The following is a 13,553-nucleotide window of genomic DNA, read 5'->3' on the forward strand; positions in this document are numbered from 1 at the left end:
ATTAGCATAAAGTGGCATAAAAAACCATGTCATCGGAGCATATCCACGAAAACCTGCGCCTATTGTGCAGCTATGGGAAATCCACGTCAGACATCTGTCGGCGGGCCGGTTTCAATCGCCAGCAGTTCAATAAATACCTCAATGGCCACGCGCAACCATCGCTGGCGACATTGCGCAAAATCTGCGACTTCTTCGGCGTCGACGATCATGAAATCCTGCTACCACATGACGCGTTCAAGGCCATCGTCCGGCTGCGCCCGCCGAAGCTGGGCGTAAAACGGACCCATTACGAGGCGGTGCTTGCCAACCTCACCCAGAGCTCTGAGACCAACCATGAACTGATGGAGCGGCACGCCGGATATTACCACGCCTATTTCGCGCCCGAACCGGCGCGGAACATTCTGCTGCGCACCCTCGTGCATCTTTATCGTGAAAACGATGCCTGGCTGACCAAAACCATTGACCGAAAACTGGACGAGGCGTTCTTTGTGCCCTCTCGCGTCAAGTATCTCGGCGTTGCAATGGAAGCGTTTCAGCGCATCACCATCTTTGAACGCGAGGTTGGCAGCGGGCGCAGCATCTGGGCGATGATGCTGTATTGTTCGGAACAGGAGACACCCAATTACCTTTCAGGTTTGTGCATGTGCGTGGAAACCGAAGCCCGCCACGATATCAGTTGCATTCGAGGTGTCTGGCAGTATCTGGGAAAGAAACCCGATCTGCGGCGGGCGCTGAAAACCTGCGGGATCGTGGATCAAAGCGTTGAGACGGTCCCCGACATCATCCTTGAAGGTACGGACAATTCCCGACGGGAAGGCGAGTTGATCCTGTTTCCGCGGATTTGAAGAAACCCCGAAACGGCGCGATGACCGGCCTTAGCCTGCGTCGGTCTTGCCGCGCCGGTCGAGCCTAAGGGCGGCGTAGAGGACATGGGTGCGCCAGCGGCCGTTGATCTGAAGATAGCTCTGGGCCACGCCCTCGTACTTGAAACCGCATTTTTCCAAAAGCGCGCGCGAGGCCTTGTTTTCGGGCAAGCAGGCCGCTTCGACCCGGCTTAGATCAAGCCGTTCATAGGCGTAATGCACGACGCTCCGGATTGCTTCCTGCATATAGCCCTGCCTTGCATAGGCTTCGCCCACCCAATAACCCAGCGTACCCGCCTGCGACGGGCCGCGCCGGATATTGTCGAGGGTGATCGCCCCCAGCAGGTTCTGATCGCTGCGCCGTACAAGAAACAGCGGCACCGCCGAGCCGTTGCCGATGGAGCGTTGCGCCCAGTAAACCCGGTTGGTGAACCCCTTGCGCGACAGGTGATCGCTGGCCCAGACCGGCTCCCACGGGGTGAGGAAGGTGGAGGATTGTTCGCGTAGAGTGCTCCACGCCCGGAAGTCGCTCAGGATCGGTTGGCGCAATGTCATGCGTTCGGTTTCGATCTTGAGCTTCCGGCGGGGCATGAACATCAGGCAGCGCGCCTTTCCTGCAATGCCTCCAGTGTCGGCGCGGCCTCAACCGGACCATAGAGCGCCATCGCCGCCGGGGCCTTGCTGGCAAGCTGTTCCGCCAGTGTCCGGACATCCGCAAGCGTCACCGCGTCGATATTGGCCACGACCTCATCCAGACCGGGCACCCTGCCCCAGATCTGCAGCATCCGCGACAACCGTTCCGCCCGGTTCGAGGGGCTTTCCAGCCCCATCAGCAGCCCCGCCTTCATCTGGGCGCGGGCGCGTTCAACCTCAACCGCGCTCAGATCTCCGGCAGCGCGCTTCATCTCGTCCACGGTGATATGCGCCAGATCGGTCATCTGTTCAGCAGACGTGCCCGCATAAATCGTGGTCATCCCAGTATCGGCATAGGCCCCCGCCTGGGCGTAGATCGTATAGCAGAGCCCGCGTTTCTCGCGCACTTCCTGAAACAGGCGCGACGACATGGAGCCGCCAAGCGCGCTGGCATAGATCTGCGCCGTATAGATTGCCGGGTCGCAATAATTAGGGCTTTCAAAGGCCAGGGCGAAATGCGCCTGTTCCAGCTGTTTCACATGGCGGCTTTCGCCACCCGAAAACCGTGCCTCGGCCGCCTGGATCGTGGGCGTCGCGGCCATGTCGCCGAAAAGCGCCTCGGCGGCCTTGACCAGTGTCGCGTGATCCACCGCCCCGGCTGCCGACAGAATCATCTGACCGGGTCGGTAATACTGCCCGACAAAGCCCTCCAGATCGGCGCGCGAGAACGCCCTCACCCGTTCCTCGGGGCCCAGAATGGTGCGGCCCAGCGGGTGATCTGGGTAGGCTTTCTCCTGCAGCCAGTCGAAAATGATATCGTCGGGCGTATCGAGCGCCTGGCCGATCTCCTGCAGGATCACGCCGCGTTCGATCTCGATCTCGTTTGCATCAAAGACCGGGTTGCGCAGGATATCCGCAATCACATCGAGCGCCAGCGGCACATCGTTCTGCAACACGCGGGCGTAATAGGCGGTTACCTCGCGACTTGTATAAGCGTTGATGTAACCGCCAACATCCTCGATCTCTTCGGCAATCTGCAACGCGCTGCGCCGCTTGGTCCCCTTGAAGGCCATGTGCTCCAGAAAATGCGCGATGCCGTTCTGGGCCACCTCTTCGTGGCGCGCGCCGGCCAGCACCCAGATGCCGATCGAGGCTGATTGCAGCCCGGGCATATGTTCGGTGACGATGCGAAACCCGTTTGAAAGTGTCGTAAGGTTGACGGTCAATTCCCGGTCCGTTCCCTGATAAGTGTCTCAATGGCCCCCAAATCATTCGCAACCCGGGTAATCCGTTCCTCTCGCTCATACAGGTCCGACATGGCAGGCGGCAAGGGGGGATGGAGGCCGCTGGCCGTTTCCACTGCGTCAGGGAACTTGGCCGGATGCGCCGTGGCAAGCGTGATCATCGGCGTGGCCGCATCGCGCTGCTCTTCCGCCACCTTGACGCCAACGGCGCCGTGGGGGCACAGCAACTCTCCGGTGCGCGTATAGGCGTCGCGGATCGTGGCACGGGTTTCATCCTCGTCGCACCGCCCGCTGTCATAGTTTTCGCGCAGCGCCTGCAACGCGCCTTGCGAAACATTGAAGGCCCCTGCCCCAAGCTCCTCCATCAACTGGCTGACGGCGGCCCCGTCGCGGTCGTAAGCCTCGAAAAGCGCGCGTTCGAAATTGGAACTCACCTGAATGTCCATCGACGGGCTGATCGAGGGGATCACGCCATCGGGTTTATACTCCGATGTGCTGAGGCAGCGATGCAGGATGTCGTTCTGGTTCGTGGCCACCACCAGCCGATCGATGGGCAGGCCCATACGTTTGGCGATGTAGCCCGCGAAGATATCGCCGAAATTGCCGGTGGGCACGGTGAAGCTGACCTTGCGATGCGGCGCACCCAGACTGACCGCGGAGGTGAAGTAATAGACCACCTGCGCCAGCACCCGCGCCCAGTTGATCGAGTTGACGCCGGCAAGCCCGACGGCATCGCGAAACTCGAAATCGTTGAACATGTCTTTGACTCGCGCCTGGCAGTCGTCAAAATGCCCGTCAAGCGCGATGGCGTGTACATTGTCTTCCGACGGTGTCGACATCTGGCGGCGCTGGACCTCGCTGACGCGACCATGCGGATAGAGGATGAACACGTCCACGGCTTCAAGCCCGCGAAACGCCTCGATCGCCGCGCTACCGGTATCGCCGCTGGTGGCGCCCACGATGCAGACACGTTTGCCCGAGCGTTTCAGCGACGCCTCGAAAAGCTGACCGATGAGCTGCATCGCGAAGTCTTTGAACGCCAGCGTTGGGCCGTGAAACAGCTCCAGCAGGAAATGACCGCTATCGAGCTGCTTGAGCGGCGCGCGGGCGGCGTGACCGAAACCGGCGTAGGCCCGCGCGATGATGGCGCGGAATTCGTCTTCGGTGAACGTGTCACCGACATAGGGCTGCATGATCCGATAGGCCGCTTCCTCGTAGGAAACGCCAACCAGTGCCGCGATATCTGCCCGGCTCATCTGGGGAATGATCTCGGGCAGGTAAAGCCCGCCATCGCGCGCCAGCCCGGTCAGCATCGCCTCTTCGAAACTGAGGATCGGGGCCTGCCCCCGTGTCGAGATATATCTCACGTCTCATCGTCCTTCGGTTTGCGGGTGGTCCGCCAGAGGAAATATCCGGTCATCACCAGCCAGATCGCAGCCAGTGAAAACCATGTGATTGCATAGCTCAAGTGATCGTTGGGAATGGCGGCCGTGTCCACTGGCAACGGCGTCGCGACAGGGTCTGTTTCCGACGTGTTGCGCACAACCAGCAACACCGGTTCGGCACCAAGCATCCCTGCCATCTCATCGACATCGCGCGCGAACCATATGTTCCCCGCAACATCGTTTTCGGGTGTAGAACTATTGCGGTCATCCGGCCAGTTCAGATTGCCGGTAACCGTCACCGGCGCATCGGTGAAGGCGGGGATGGGCTGATCCACCTTGATAAAACCCAGATCGACGAGGATCGTACGCTTATCCGTGCTGAGCGTCGTGATCAGACGGTACCCCGCACCAATCTGTTTCCGGCTGACCAGAACACGCAACGGCGGCTGGCCCAGCATTCCGGTGATCCTGACCGGCAAGTATTGATCGGCGTCTGGATTGGGGTTCTCCGGCATCAAAACCGGCTCCGCCGCGATCCGTGTCTCGATACCCGTCAGCACACCTTCCTTCCAGGCCAGCCGCTGCACCTGCCAGACCCCCAGCGAGATCAGCATGGCAGCACCTGCAAGGCCGAATATCAGCGGAATAAGAATGCGGCGCACGGGCCTGCTCCGTCAGAAAAGGAAAAGCGCGCGAGATCTCCGCGCGCTTAGATTTTAACGTAGGATGGGGTTTCACCCCTCCATTCAGCCGCCCCAGATATAGACCGCGGCGAAGAGGAACAGCCAGACCACGTCGACGAAGTGCCAGTACCAGGCGGCGGCCTCGAAGCCGATGTGTTTCTCGGGGGTGAAGTGGCCGCGATAGACCCGCATCAGGCAGACAAACAGAAACACAGTTCCGATGATCACATGCGCGCCGTGGAAGCCGGTGGCCATGAAGAAGGACGCGCCATAAATGTTGCCCGAGAAGCCAAACGCCGCATGGCTGTATTCATAGGCCTGAAAGACCGTGAACAGCGCACCAAGGGCGATCGCGATGATCAGGCCCCATTTCATGTCTTCGCGGTTGTTTTCATGCACCAAAGCGTGATGCGCCCAAGTGGCGGCACAGCCCGAGCACAGCAGGATCAACGTGTTGATAAGCGGCAGGTGCCACGGGTCGAATGTCTCGATACCAACCGGGGGCCAGACCGCATCCTTGATCGGGCTTTCCGGACCCATCGGATACATGGCGTGTTTGAAGAAAGTCCAGAACCAGGCCGAGAAGAACATGATCTCGGACATGATGAACATGATGAAGCCGTAGCGCAGGCCAATCCGCACCACCGGTGTGTGATCGCCCACCTTGCTTTCGGTCACCACATCGGCCCACCAGCCATACATCACGTAGCAGACCCCGACGAAGCCCATCAGGAACACCCAAGGCTGGTTGTTGTCGATCCGCGGAGAAATCCACAGAACCGCGCCAAAGAGCATCACGAACCCGAAGAGCGCACCCAGGAACGGCCAGAGTGAGGGGTTCAGAATGTGATAATCGTGGTTTTTTTCATGTGCCATCTTGGGTTCCCTCGCAGGCGATCTTAGTTCTTGTTTTTATCGGTTTTGACGTCCTGCGCAAGGGCGGCGTGCTCTTGCGGCAGGTCGATTTCGTAGAAAGTATAGGACAGTGTGATCGTGTGGGTGTATTTCGCGTCCCGGTCGGTGACGATTTCCGGATCGACATAGAAGCTGACCGGCATTTCCACCCGCTCGCCGGGCTGCAGCACCTGCTCGGTAAAGCAGAAACAGTCGATCTTGGTGAAAAACCCGCCGGCCTCGTAAGGCGTCACGTTGTAGCTTGCCTGCCCCGCAATCGGCTTGTCGGTCGGGTTGTAGGCTTCGTAGAAGGCCAGCCCGGTCTCGCCGATGCGCATTTCGACTTCGCGTACCACGGGTTTGAACTCCCACGGCATGCCGCGTTCCTTGCTGGCGTCAAAGCGTATCTTGATCGTCTGGTCCAGCACCGTATCGGTGCCTGCGCTGGCGACGCCCGGCGTGCCGCCAAAGCCGGTGACGCGGCAGAACCAGTCATAAAAGGGCACCGAGGCCCAGGCCAGCGCGCCCATCGTCACCACCACACCCACAAGGCGCGTCACGGTCTTGATTTTCGGGTCCATCGCCATCAGCCGTCCGCCTCACTGCTGGGCACCGCGAAATCCTCGTTCGACACCTTGGCGATGGTCAACCCAAAGACGAGTGCTACAAATCCGGCAAGCACCAGTCCCAGACCCAGATTGCGGCTGAACCGGCGTTTGTGCATCTCATGCTGCTTCGACAGGCTCATCCCCAACCCCCGATACCGTAGGGCGCGAGCACAGATTGCAGCAGGATCGCGGTGAAATGGCCGAAGAGATAGAAGAGCGACAGCGCAAAGACCTTCTTTTCGGTCCGGTACTTGTCGGACTCGGCCTGCACCTCATCACGGCGCCAGATGTCCCAGGCACCTTTCAGGAAAAGGGCGTTCAAAACCAGCGCCACCGCCAGATAAATCGGTCCGCCGATGCTGGTAAACGCTGCACCAATCGCGATCGGTGCAAGAAGGATCGTGTAGACCAGTATATGTTTGCGGGTCGATCTGCGGCCATGGGTGACGGTCAGCATCGGCACGCCGGCCTCTTCGTAATCGGATTTCATGAAGAGGCACAGCGCCCAGAAATGCGGCGGTGTCCACATGAAGATCAGCGTGAACATCAGCACGCTTTCGACGCTGATGCCGCCGGTTGCCACCGCCCAGCCAATCATCGGCGGGAAAGCCCCCGCCGCGCCGCCAATGACGATATTCTGCGGTGTCCAGCGCTTCAGCCACATCGAATAGATCACGACATAGAAGAAAATCGTAAAGGCCAGCAGGCCAGCAGCCACGAAGTTGGTTGCCAGCGCCAGCATCACCACGGACATCACCGACAGGGTCATGCCAAAGGCAAAGGCTTCACCCTCGCTTACTTTACCCGCGGGGATCGGACGGCCCTTGGTGCGTTTCATGACCCGGTCGATATCGGCGTCCCACCACATGTTGAGCGCGCCTGAGGCACCACCGCCCACGGCAATGAACAAGATCGCGGCCAGACCGACAATCGGATGCACGCCCACCGGCGCGGCCAGCAGGCCGACCAGCGCCGTGAACACGACCAGAGACATCACCCGTGGCTTCAACAGGGCGAAGAAATCGCCAAAACCGGCGTCGCCGGTTTGCGCTGTCGTATTGTTGAGGCTCGCGTCGCTCATTGATTTCCCCGGATGGTGGAGACACCCCCACCCTACAGCAGATTGGCAGGGCGGGCCTTCAGCCCACCCCTGTCACTTTATTCAGCCGAGGCCAGCTTGACCGCATCCGGCAGCGTCGACGGATCGCCGGCATACTCGTCAATCGCGCCCTTCAGCCATGCGTCATAGGCTTCTTCGCTGACCACCTTGACGGTGATCGGCATGTAGGCGTGGTCCTTGCCGCAAAGCTCGGAACACTGACCGAAATACACGCCTTCCTTTTCAGCCTTGAACCAAAGCTGCGCCAGACGGCCCGGTACAGCGTCCTGCTTCACACCGAAGGCGGGAATAGTCCAGGCATGGATCACGTCCGCACCGGTCACGGTCATCACGACGGTCTTGTTGACCGGCACAACCACGGCCGTGTCCGTGGCCAGCAGAAATTCATCGCGGGTGTAACCGGCGGCTTCCAGCTCGGCCACGACCTCGTCATTCAGCACCTTGCCTTCGCCAATGAGGAAGCTTTCAAAGCCGAACTCGTGGTCGGTATATTCATAGCCCCAGTACCACTGGTAGCCGGTCACCTTGATGTTGATCTCGCCCTCGGGGATTTCCTGCTGCTTGAACAGAACCGGCAGGGAAAAAGCGCCAATAAAGACCAGCACCACGATCGGGATGATCGTCCAGGCCACTTCGATCGGTGAATTATGGGTAAATTTCGCGGGCTCGGGGTTGGCGCGGCGGTTGAAGCGCACGATGGCAAAGGCCATAAGCGCGGTCACAAACAGCGAAATCGCGGTGATGATGATCAACACCATGTTGTCCAGCCACACAATATCGCGCATCAATTCAGTAACTGCGGGCTGAAATCCAAGCCCACCTTCTTCCGGTTTTCCAATGATTTCAAGGCCTTCCTGCGCCGCGGCAGGGAGGGCGGAAAAGGCGGCCAGTGCGGCCAGCAGCTGAGAGGTAAGTCGCATATTGCACCCTGATCGGTTGAAGCGGCTCCGGCACATCTGTACGGATAATTCCACACAGATATCGGAATCCCTTTGTTTCGTCGCCGCTAGAAACCATATTCTGGCAGATGAGACAAGAAAGACCATTGCGGCAAACGGACGCTTTTCTTGATTTAGATCAAAAAAATGCTCCGCAACAATGTAGGAAAGCCCCTTATGAGCGATGACAGCTTCCGCCCCTTTGAAACCACGCTGGATCGTGAGGCCGCGCTGGCACAGCTGCGCGAGGCCACACGCGGCGCCGAGGATGGCGAACTTTTCCTTGAACGCCGCCGGGCCGAGGGGCTGCTATTTGACGATGGCCGGGTGAAAACCGCAAGCTACGACGCCTCGGAGGGATTCGGTTTACGCGCCGTGCTGGGCGAGGTCACGGGCTATGCTCATTCTTCCGAGATTTCGGAAGCGGCGCTGACCCGCGCAGTCGAGACCGCCCGCCTTGCGGTTGGTGATGGCGGCGGCACCCTCGCCGATGCACCTGCCCGCACCAACAAGCGCCTCTATACAGATGCCGATCCGATCACCGGGGCCGAATTTCCTGTCAAGCTTGACACCTTGCGCCAGATCGACGCTTTCTCCCGCGATCTCGATCCCCGCGTGGTGCAGGTTTCCGCCTCGATCGCCGCCTCGCATCAGGAAGTGACGATCCTGCGCCCCGACGGCTCCGAGGTCCATGACAGCCGCCCGATGACCCGCGTAAACGTCTCGGTGATTGTCGATCAGAACGGCAGGCGCGAAACCGGTTCCGCCAGCGGCGGCGGGCGCATCGGCCTCGATGGGCTGCTCGATCCGTCGGACTGGCAGTCCAAAGCGCGCGAGGCACTGCGCATTGCCGTGGTCAACCTCGATGCCGTCCCGGCACCTGCGGGGGTGATGGATGTGGTGCTTGGTCCCGGGTGGCCCGGCATCCTGCTGCACGAGGCCATCGGCCACGGGCTGGAGGGTGATTTCAACCGCAAGGGCAGCTCGGCTTTCGCCGGCCTCATGGGCCAGCGGATTGCCGCCCGGGGTGTGACCGTGCTGGATGATGGCACGATCCACGATCGGCGCGGCAGTATCACCGTTGATGACGAGGGCACGCCCTCGGGCAAGAACGTGTTGATCGAGGACGGTATCCTCGTGGGCTATATGCAGGACCGGCAGAATGCGCGCCTGATGGGGGTGAAGCCCACCGGCAACGGGCGCCGCGAAAGCTATGCCCATGCGCCTATGCCACGCATGACCAACACCTACATGCTGGGCGGCGATACCGAACCGGCGGACATGGTTGCCGATCTGAAGGACGGCATCTACGCCGTCGGCTTCGGCGGCGGTCAGGTCGATATCACCAACGGCAAATTCGTTTTTTCCTGTACCGAGGCCTACCGCGTCGAAAACGGCAAGGTCGGAGCGCCGGTGAAAGGTGCCACGCTGATCGGCGACGGCGCTACCGCGCTCAAACAGATCCGCGCGCTTGGCAATGACATGGCGCTTGATCCCGGGATGGGCAATTGCGGCAAGCAGGGGCAATGGGTGCCAGTCGGCGTCGGCCAGCCTACGGTGATGATCGGCGGGCTGACCGTGGGCGGTTCGGCCTCGTAGGGTCAGGCAAGGCTTATGCCACCGACACCAGGTGATTATCCCAGGCCACCCACTCGGATGCCATTTGCCGCGATGTGCCTGCGTCCTCCAGAACCAGTCCCTGCCCCGTTGTAAAGACGAAACCCGATGCGCCCGGCGCGGCGCCGCAGATATCGGGCTGCTCGATCAGTCTCTGGGGTTGACCGCTGGCATCGGTGATCAGGGCCACACCACCCCGTGGCCCGGTGACCGCGATCTCAGCGCCTGAGCCGGAAAACGACACACTGCCAAGATACCCTTGCATGTCGCGCCAGATGTCGGTGCCCGGGTCATGAAAGGCAAGATTCTGACCACGGCGATGTGTTGCCAGCAGCGGGGGCGTATCGGTCGGATTGCCCTGCCATTGGCAGGCGATCGCCACAAGCCCGTCCTTGCGCAATGCCAGATGGCGGATCGAGTTCTGGTGCCATTCAGGCGGCGGTTGGTGTTGGTCCAGCGTCGCCCCATCCAGCGAGACATAGCTGAGATTAGGGCGCATCTCCGGCAGGTTGAGTTTTTGGCGGCCTGCATCTGGATGGGTTTCAATGCCGCCATTGGCGACCACCAGCGTCTCTCCGTCGGGCATCAGGCGTAGCTCATGCGGGCCAATGCCGCCCGACGGAATCGCGCCCAGCCGCGCAAAGCCGTTGCGCACATCCCAAAGCCCGATCATTCCCCTTGCGTTATTAAAATCGTTTTCGCTGGTGCATAAAACCGACCCGTCCGCCGTGAACGTGCCGTGGCCGTAGAAATGAAACCCCGGTGGGGCGTCCAGCCGTGTCTTAACCGTGCCATCAGCGCAATTGATCACCAGTGCAAACCGGCCGGGGCGACGGGCAAACGCCACCGCCAGCGGCTGGCTTGGATGCGCGGCCGCCGCGTGCCCACGCCCGGGCAGCGGTATTTCGAACACCACCTGCCCACCAGCGTTCAGCCCAAAGAGCGCATAGGCGCCCGACGGCAGGCGCGCGGCCGAGAGATATGCCGGGCTTCCGGCATCCGCCCAACTGGCCCGGGGCGCCACCCCCGACGCCAGCAATCCGGCCAGGAACATGCGGCGCGACGGCATCTCAATCACCGTCCAGCGCGTTGAAACCGGCTGACACGCCCAGATGTGGCCCCAGTTCCTGATCAACGATCCGGCGGATCGCCTCAAGATCCTCGCGCAGTGCCTCGATGCGTATCCGGCTTTGCGGCGCGCTCACCCCGGCAAACACGGGATCGTCCAACTCGGCGGCGCGGGCCTCGAAGCGCCGCAGTTTCCGGTCAAGCCGCGCCGACAATGCCGCATCACCCGCTGACAGGCGCAGGGCAAGGGTGCCGCTGCCACGCACGGCTTCGGTCAGCAAATGCAGGCTCAGGCGCGACCGCCATGCCTCGGCCCGTTTCGGGCGCGGGTTTTCGAATGTCCCGAGGGGGCGACCAAGGCGCAGCTCCGCGCTGAACTGAAGCCCGGCGGAGGCGGCTTTGAACAACTCTCGCAAAACCTCGTCTTCGGTTCGGTAAACGCCGTCAGGTGCGGGGTCCGTCAGGTTGGGTGCAAATGCCGACCAGCGATCATCCAGCTGTTGCGCGGTCGTGGCAATGTCGCGCGTCACCGCCTGAACAAGCGCGCAGTGATATTCCGCCATGCCCGCCGATTGTATCGTGTCATCGAACAGCAGGAGGTCCAGCGCATAAAATCCACGGGCGGCCACCGACATTTCCCCGAACTTGTCTGGCGACAGAAGGTCGGTATCCGATGTTGCAAGCAGCTTTCGCAGCGATTTTGGCGTCTGCCCGCGTGGGTCAGGCCAAAAGGCCAGTGCGAAGGCAAGGTTGTCTTCTTCCGACGGGCCAAAGCGCAGATGACTGACCCGCGCCCATGCGGAAAACGCGGCAACGTAATTGTACCGAAAATCCGGATGTTCGCAGGACAGTTCGGCCCAGCCCGCCATGCGGGCACCCGAGCGGGACAAGGCGGCAAAACCGGGCAAGACCTCCTGGTCAACGATCTGCCGGATAAGTGTCGTGCGTTCGCCGGTCCAGCCCATGACGGGCAGGCACATCGCCACAAGACCGGCAAGCATCCATCTCATCACAGGCTCTCCAGAAACCGGATCAGCGCGGCGCGATCCCCGGCTGGCATGTCAATTACGGCGTCGCGCGTTGCCTGCGCCTCACCACCATGCCACAGGATCGCCTCAAGAAGCGATCGGGCCCGACCGTCATGCAGAAAATAGCTATGTCCCGATACCTGTTCGGTCAACCCGATCCCCCACAGCGGCGGCGTGCGCCATTCGCGCCCGGTGGCGCGGGCCTCGGGTCGGTGATCGGCCAGACCATCACCCATGTCATGCAGCAGCAGATCGGTATAGGGCCAGATCAACTGGAAGCTCTGCTCGGGCTGATCTTCCAGCCGATGGGTCACGTAGGATGGTACATGGCACGATGCGCAGCCGGTGGCGTGGAACAGCTCTTTGCCGCGCAGCACCTGGCGGTCGTCCACGTCCCTGCGGGCGGGCACGGCCAGGTTGCGGCTGTAGAATGTCACCAGATCCAACCCTTCGCCGTCGATCTCGTAAACGCGATCATCCCGGTCGCCGTGGGGCGCGGCGCGGCAATCGGATTGCCTTGACGTGCATTCGCCCCAGGGATCGGTAAAAAGCGGGTTGGAAATGCCGATATCCCCGGCAAATGCCCCGGCGGATTGGTGCCGCACCGTGGGCGCCCCGGCCTTGAGCCCGAACCGGCCCAGCATCGGCATGTCGAATTCCGCCGACCAGACGATATTGGCTCGGCCCGATATACCGTCGCCATCGTCGTCATTCGGGTCGGTATGGGCCAGGATATCCGCTGCCGGGATCGCCTCCAGCAGCCCCAAACCGATCATCTGCGGCGCGACGCGGGGGCTGAGCATGGCCTCATCATGTAATGGCCCATATCCCAGATCAGCGGCGGTATAGGTCGGGCGGCGCAAGGTCGCGACCTCGCCATCCGACAGCGCGACGGTGACGTCCTCATACTCGATCTGCAGCCGGTATTCTGCCGCGTGACCGGGCAGGCTGAAATCCTGAAGCTGGGTGCCGTAGGTCGGCTCCGGCGCGGTGGCGATATAATCTGCAATCTCGGCCATCGCACCTGGGTCACCGCCAGGGATCGACACGCGCAGGAACATCGAAATTGCATTGTCATCCGGGCCTTCGGGCGGATGGCCGCGCCCGTCTTTCAGATGACATCGCTGGCAGGAGCGCGCGTTGAACAATGGCCCCAGCCCGTCCGAAGCCAGTGTCGACGACGGCGAGGACACCCACAGTTTGCGAAACAGCCCATTGCCCACCTTGAAGTCCAACTCGTCGGCGAAGGGCATGTTGGCCGAGGGTTGCGAAAACGCATCGGCCGTATCGCGCGCCCGCACAGTAGCGGCACCGGCGGGCATCTCTTCGAACGGCTGCGCTACACTGAAATCAGCTGGCGGAGACAGAATTTTGTCGATCCGGACCTGCTCGCTCACGGTTCTGGGAATGATGTTCAGATGCGGCTCGTCCAGCGGGCCCGGCATAGCCGCTGCGGGGATCACGGCCAGTAA

General features: G+C 61.3%; 14 protein-coding genes. 2 read left to right on the top strand and 12 right to left on the bottom strand.

Annotated features, from left to right (window positions below; translation table 11 throughout):
• The first annotated feature begins 26 nt into the window (after positions 1 to 26).
• On the top strand, positions 27 to 845 hold the full coding sequence (locus tag LC334_RS15120) for a helix-turn-helix transcriptional regulator (RefSeq protein ID WP_085801275.1): 819 nt from the start codon (positions 27 to 29) through the stop codon (positions 843 to 845).
• 30 nt (positions 846 to 875) lie between these two features.
• On the opposite strand, the gene LC334_RS15125 is transcribed toward LC334_RS15120, so the two are convergent.
• The 9 genes from LC334_RS15125 to coxB form a co-directional block, all read right to left on the bottom strand.
• Positions 876 to 1,460: a GNAT family N-acetyltransferase gene (locus tag LC334_RS15125; protein ID WP_176237721.1), complete on the bottom strand. Its 585-nt coding sequence runs from the start codon at positions 1,458 to 1,460 to the stop codon at positions 876 to 878.
• A complete protein-coding gene (locus LC334_RS15130) occupies positions 1,460 to 2,722 on the bottom strand; it encodes a M16 family metallopeptidase (RefSeq protein WP_085801277.1) in 1,263 nt (420 codons plus the stop codon). Before LC334_RS15130 ends, LC334_RS15125 begins: the two co-directional genes overlap by 1 nt.
• Positions 2,719 to 4,107 (bottom strand): threonine synthase, encoded by a 1,389-nt coding sequence (gene thrC, locus LC334_RS15135; RefSeq protein ID WP_085801278.1) that lies wholly within the window; start codon positions 4,105 to 4,107, stop codon positions 2,719 to 2,721. The genes LC334_RS15130 and thrC overlap by 4 nt, the downstream gene beginning before the upstream one ends.
• Positions 4,104 to 4,787: an SURF1 family protein gene (locus LC334_RS15140; RefSeq protein WP_085801279.1), complete on the bottom strand. Its 684-nt coding sequence runs from the start codon at positions 4,785 to 4,787 to the stop codon at positions 4,104 to 4,106. Before LC334_RS15140 ends, thrC begins: the two co-directional genes overlap by 4 nt.
• Positions 4,788 to 4,871: 84 nt before the next feature.
• Entirely contained in the window at positions 4,872 to 5,684 is an 813-nt protein-coding gene (locus LC334_RS15145) for a cytochrome c oxidase subunit 3 (protein WP_085801280.1), read from the bottom strand.
• Positions 5,685 to 5,707: 23 nt separating this feature from the next.
• Positions 5,708 to 6,289 (bottom strand): cytochrome c oxidase assembly protein, encoded by a 582-nt coding sequence (locus LC334_RS15150; RefSeq protein WP_085801281.1) that lies wholly within the window; start codon positions 6,287 to 6,289, stop codon positions 5,708 to 5,710.
• Positions 6,289 to 6,450, bottom strand: a complete 162-nt coding sequence (locus LC334_RS15155) for a hypothetical protein (protein WP_176237722.1) — start codon at positions 6,448 to 6,450, stop codon at positions 6,289 to 6,291. The genes LC334_RS15150 and LC334_RS15155 overlap by 1 nt, the downstream gene beginning before the upstream one ends.
• Positions 6,447 to 7,391, bottom strand: coding sequence for a heme o synthase (gene cyoE / locus LC334_RS15160; protein WP_085801282.1), 945 nt, complete (start codon positions 7,389 to 7,391; stop codon positions 6,447 to 6,449). Before cyoE ends, LC334_RS15155 begins: the two co-directional genes overlap by 4 nt.
• 77 nt (positions 7,392 to 7,468) lie before the next feature.
• Positions 7,469 to 8,350, bottom strand: coding sequence for a cytochrome c oxidase subunit II (coxB, locus tag LC334_RS15165; protein WP_085801283.1), 882 nt, complete (start codon positions 8,348 to 8,350; stop codon positions 7,469 to 7,471).
• Positions 8,351 to 8,545: 195 nt separating this feature from the next.
• On the opposite strand from coxB, the gene tldD reads away from it, so the two are divergent.
• Positions 8,546 to 9,967: a metalloprotease TldD gene (tldD, locus tag LC334_RS15170; protein ID WP_085801284.1), complete on the top strand. Its 1,422-nt coding sequence runs from the start codon at positions 8,546 to 8,548 to the stop codon at positions 9,965 to 9,967.
• Positions 9,968 to 9,980: 13 nt separating this feature from the next.
• On the opposite strand, the gene LC334_RS15175 is transcribed toward tldD, so the two are convergent.
• The 3 genes from LC334_RS15175 to LC334_RS15185 are packed head-to-tail and all read right to left on the bottom strand — an operon-like array spanning position 9,981 to position 13,526.
• Positions 9,981 to 11,054 carry a DUF1513 domain-containing protein gene (locus tag LC334_RS15175; RefSeq protein WP_085801285.1) on the bottom strand — a complete coding sequence of 358 codons (1,074 nt, stop codon included), beginning with the start codon at positions 11,052 to 11,054 and terminating at the stop codon, positions 9,981 to 9,983.
• A 1-nt stretch (position 11,055) separates the two neighbouring features.
• Complete coding sequence (locus tag LC334_RS15180) at positions 11,056 to 12,063, bottom strand: imelysin family protein (protein ID WP_085801286.1); 1,008 nt, start codon at positions 12,061 to 12,063, stop codon at positions 11,056 to 11,058.
• Positions 12,063 to 13,526 carry a di-heme oxidoreductase family protein gene (locus LC334_RS15185; protein ID WP_139836455.1) on the bottom strand — a complete coding sequence of 488 codons (1,464 nt, stop codon included), beginning with the start codon at positions 13,524 to 13,526 and terminating at the stop codon, positions 12,063 to 12,065. Before LC334_RS15185 ends, LC334_RS15180 begins: the two co-directional genes overlap by 1 nt.
• Between the last annotated feature and the right edge of the window lie 27 nt (positions 13,527 to 13,553).

Source organism: Roseovarius aestuarii (assembly GCF_019966515.1).
In the GTDB taxonomy this organism is placed as follows: Bacteria; Pseudomonadota; Alphaproteobacteria; order Rhodobacterales; family Rhodobacteraceae; genus Roseovarius; species Roseovarius aestuarii.

Bases quoted from the DNA above. Each gene is read 5' to 3' on its own strand.
- cyoE (WP_085801282.1), bottom strand. From the start codon at position 7,391: ATGAGCGACGCGAGCCTCAACAATACGACAGCGCAAACCGGCGACGCC.
- tldD (WP_085801284.1), top strand. From the start codon at position 8,546: ATGAGCGATGACAGCTTCCGCCCCTTTGAAACCACGCTGGATCGTGAG.
- LC334_RS15155 (WP_176237722.1), bottom strand. From the start codon at position 6,450: ATGAGCCTGTCGAAGCAGCATGAGATGCACAAACGCCGGTTCAGCCGC.
- LC334_RS15150 (WP_085801281.1), bottom strand. From the start codon at position 6,289: ATGGCGATGGACCCGAAAATCAAGACCGTGACGCGCCTTGTGGGTGTG.
- LC334_RS15145 (WP_085801280.1), bottom strand. From the start codon at position 5,684: ATGGCACATGAAAAAAACCACGATTATCACATTCTGAACCCCTCACTC.
- LC334_RS15125 (WP_176237721.1), bottom strand. From the start codon at position 1,460: ATGTTCATGCCCCGCCGGAAGCTCAAGATCGAAACCGAACGCATGACA.
- coxB (WP_085801283.1), bottom strand. From the start codon at position 8,350: ATGCGACTTACCTCTCAGCTGCTGGCCGCACTGGCCGCCTTTTCCGCC.
- LC334_RS15185 (WP_139836455.1), bottom strand. From the start codon at position 13,526: ATGCCGGGCCCGCTGGACGAGCCGCATCTGAACATCATTCCCAGAACC.
- LC334_RS15120 (WP_085801275.1), top strand. From the start codon at position 27: ATGTCATCGGAGCATATCCACGAAAACCTGCGCCTATTGTGCAGCTAT.
- LC334_RS15175 (WP_085801285.1), bottom strand. From the start codon at position 11,054: ATGCCGTCGCGCCGCATGTTCCTGGCCGGATTGCTGGCGTCGGGGGTG.
- LC334_RS15180 (WP_085801286.1), bottom strand. From the start codon at position 12,063: ATGAGATGGATGCTTGCCGGTCTTGTGGCGATGTGCCTGCCCGTCATG.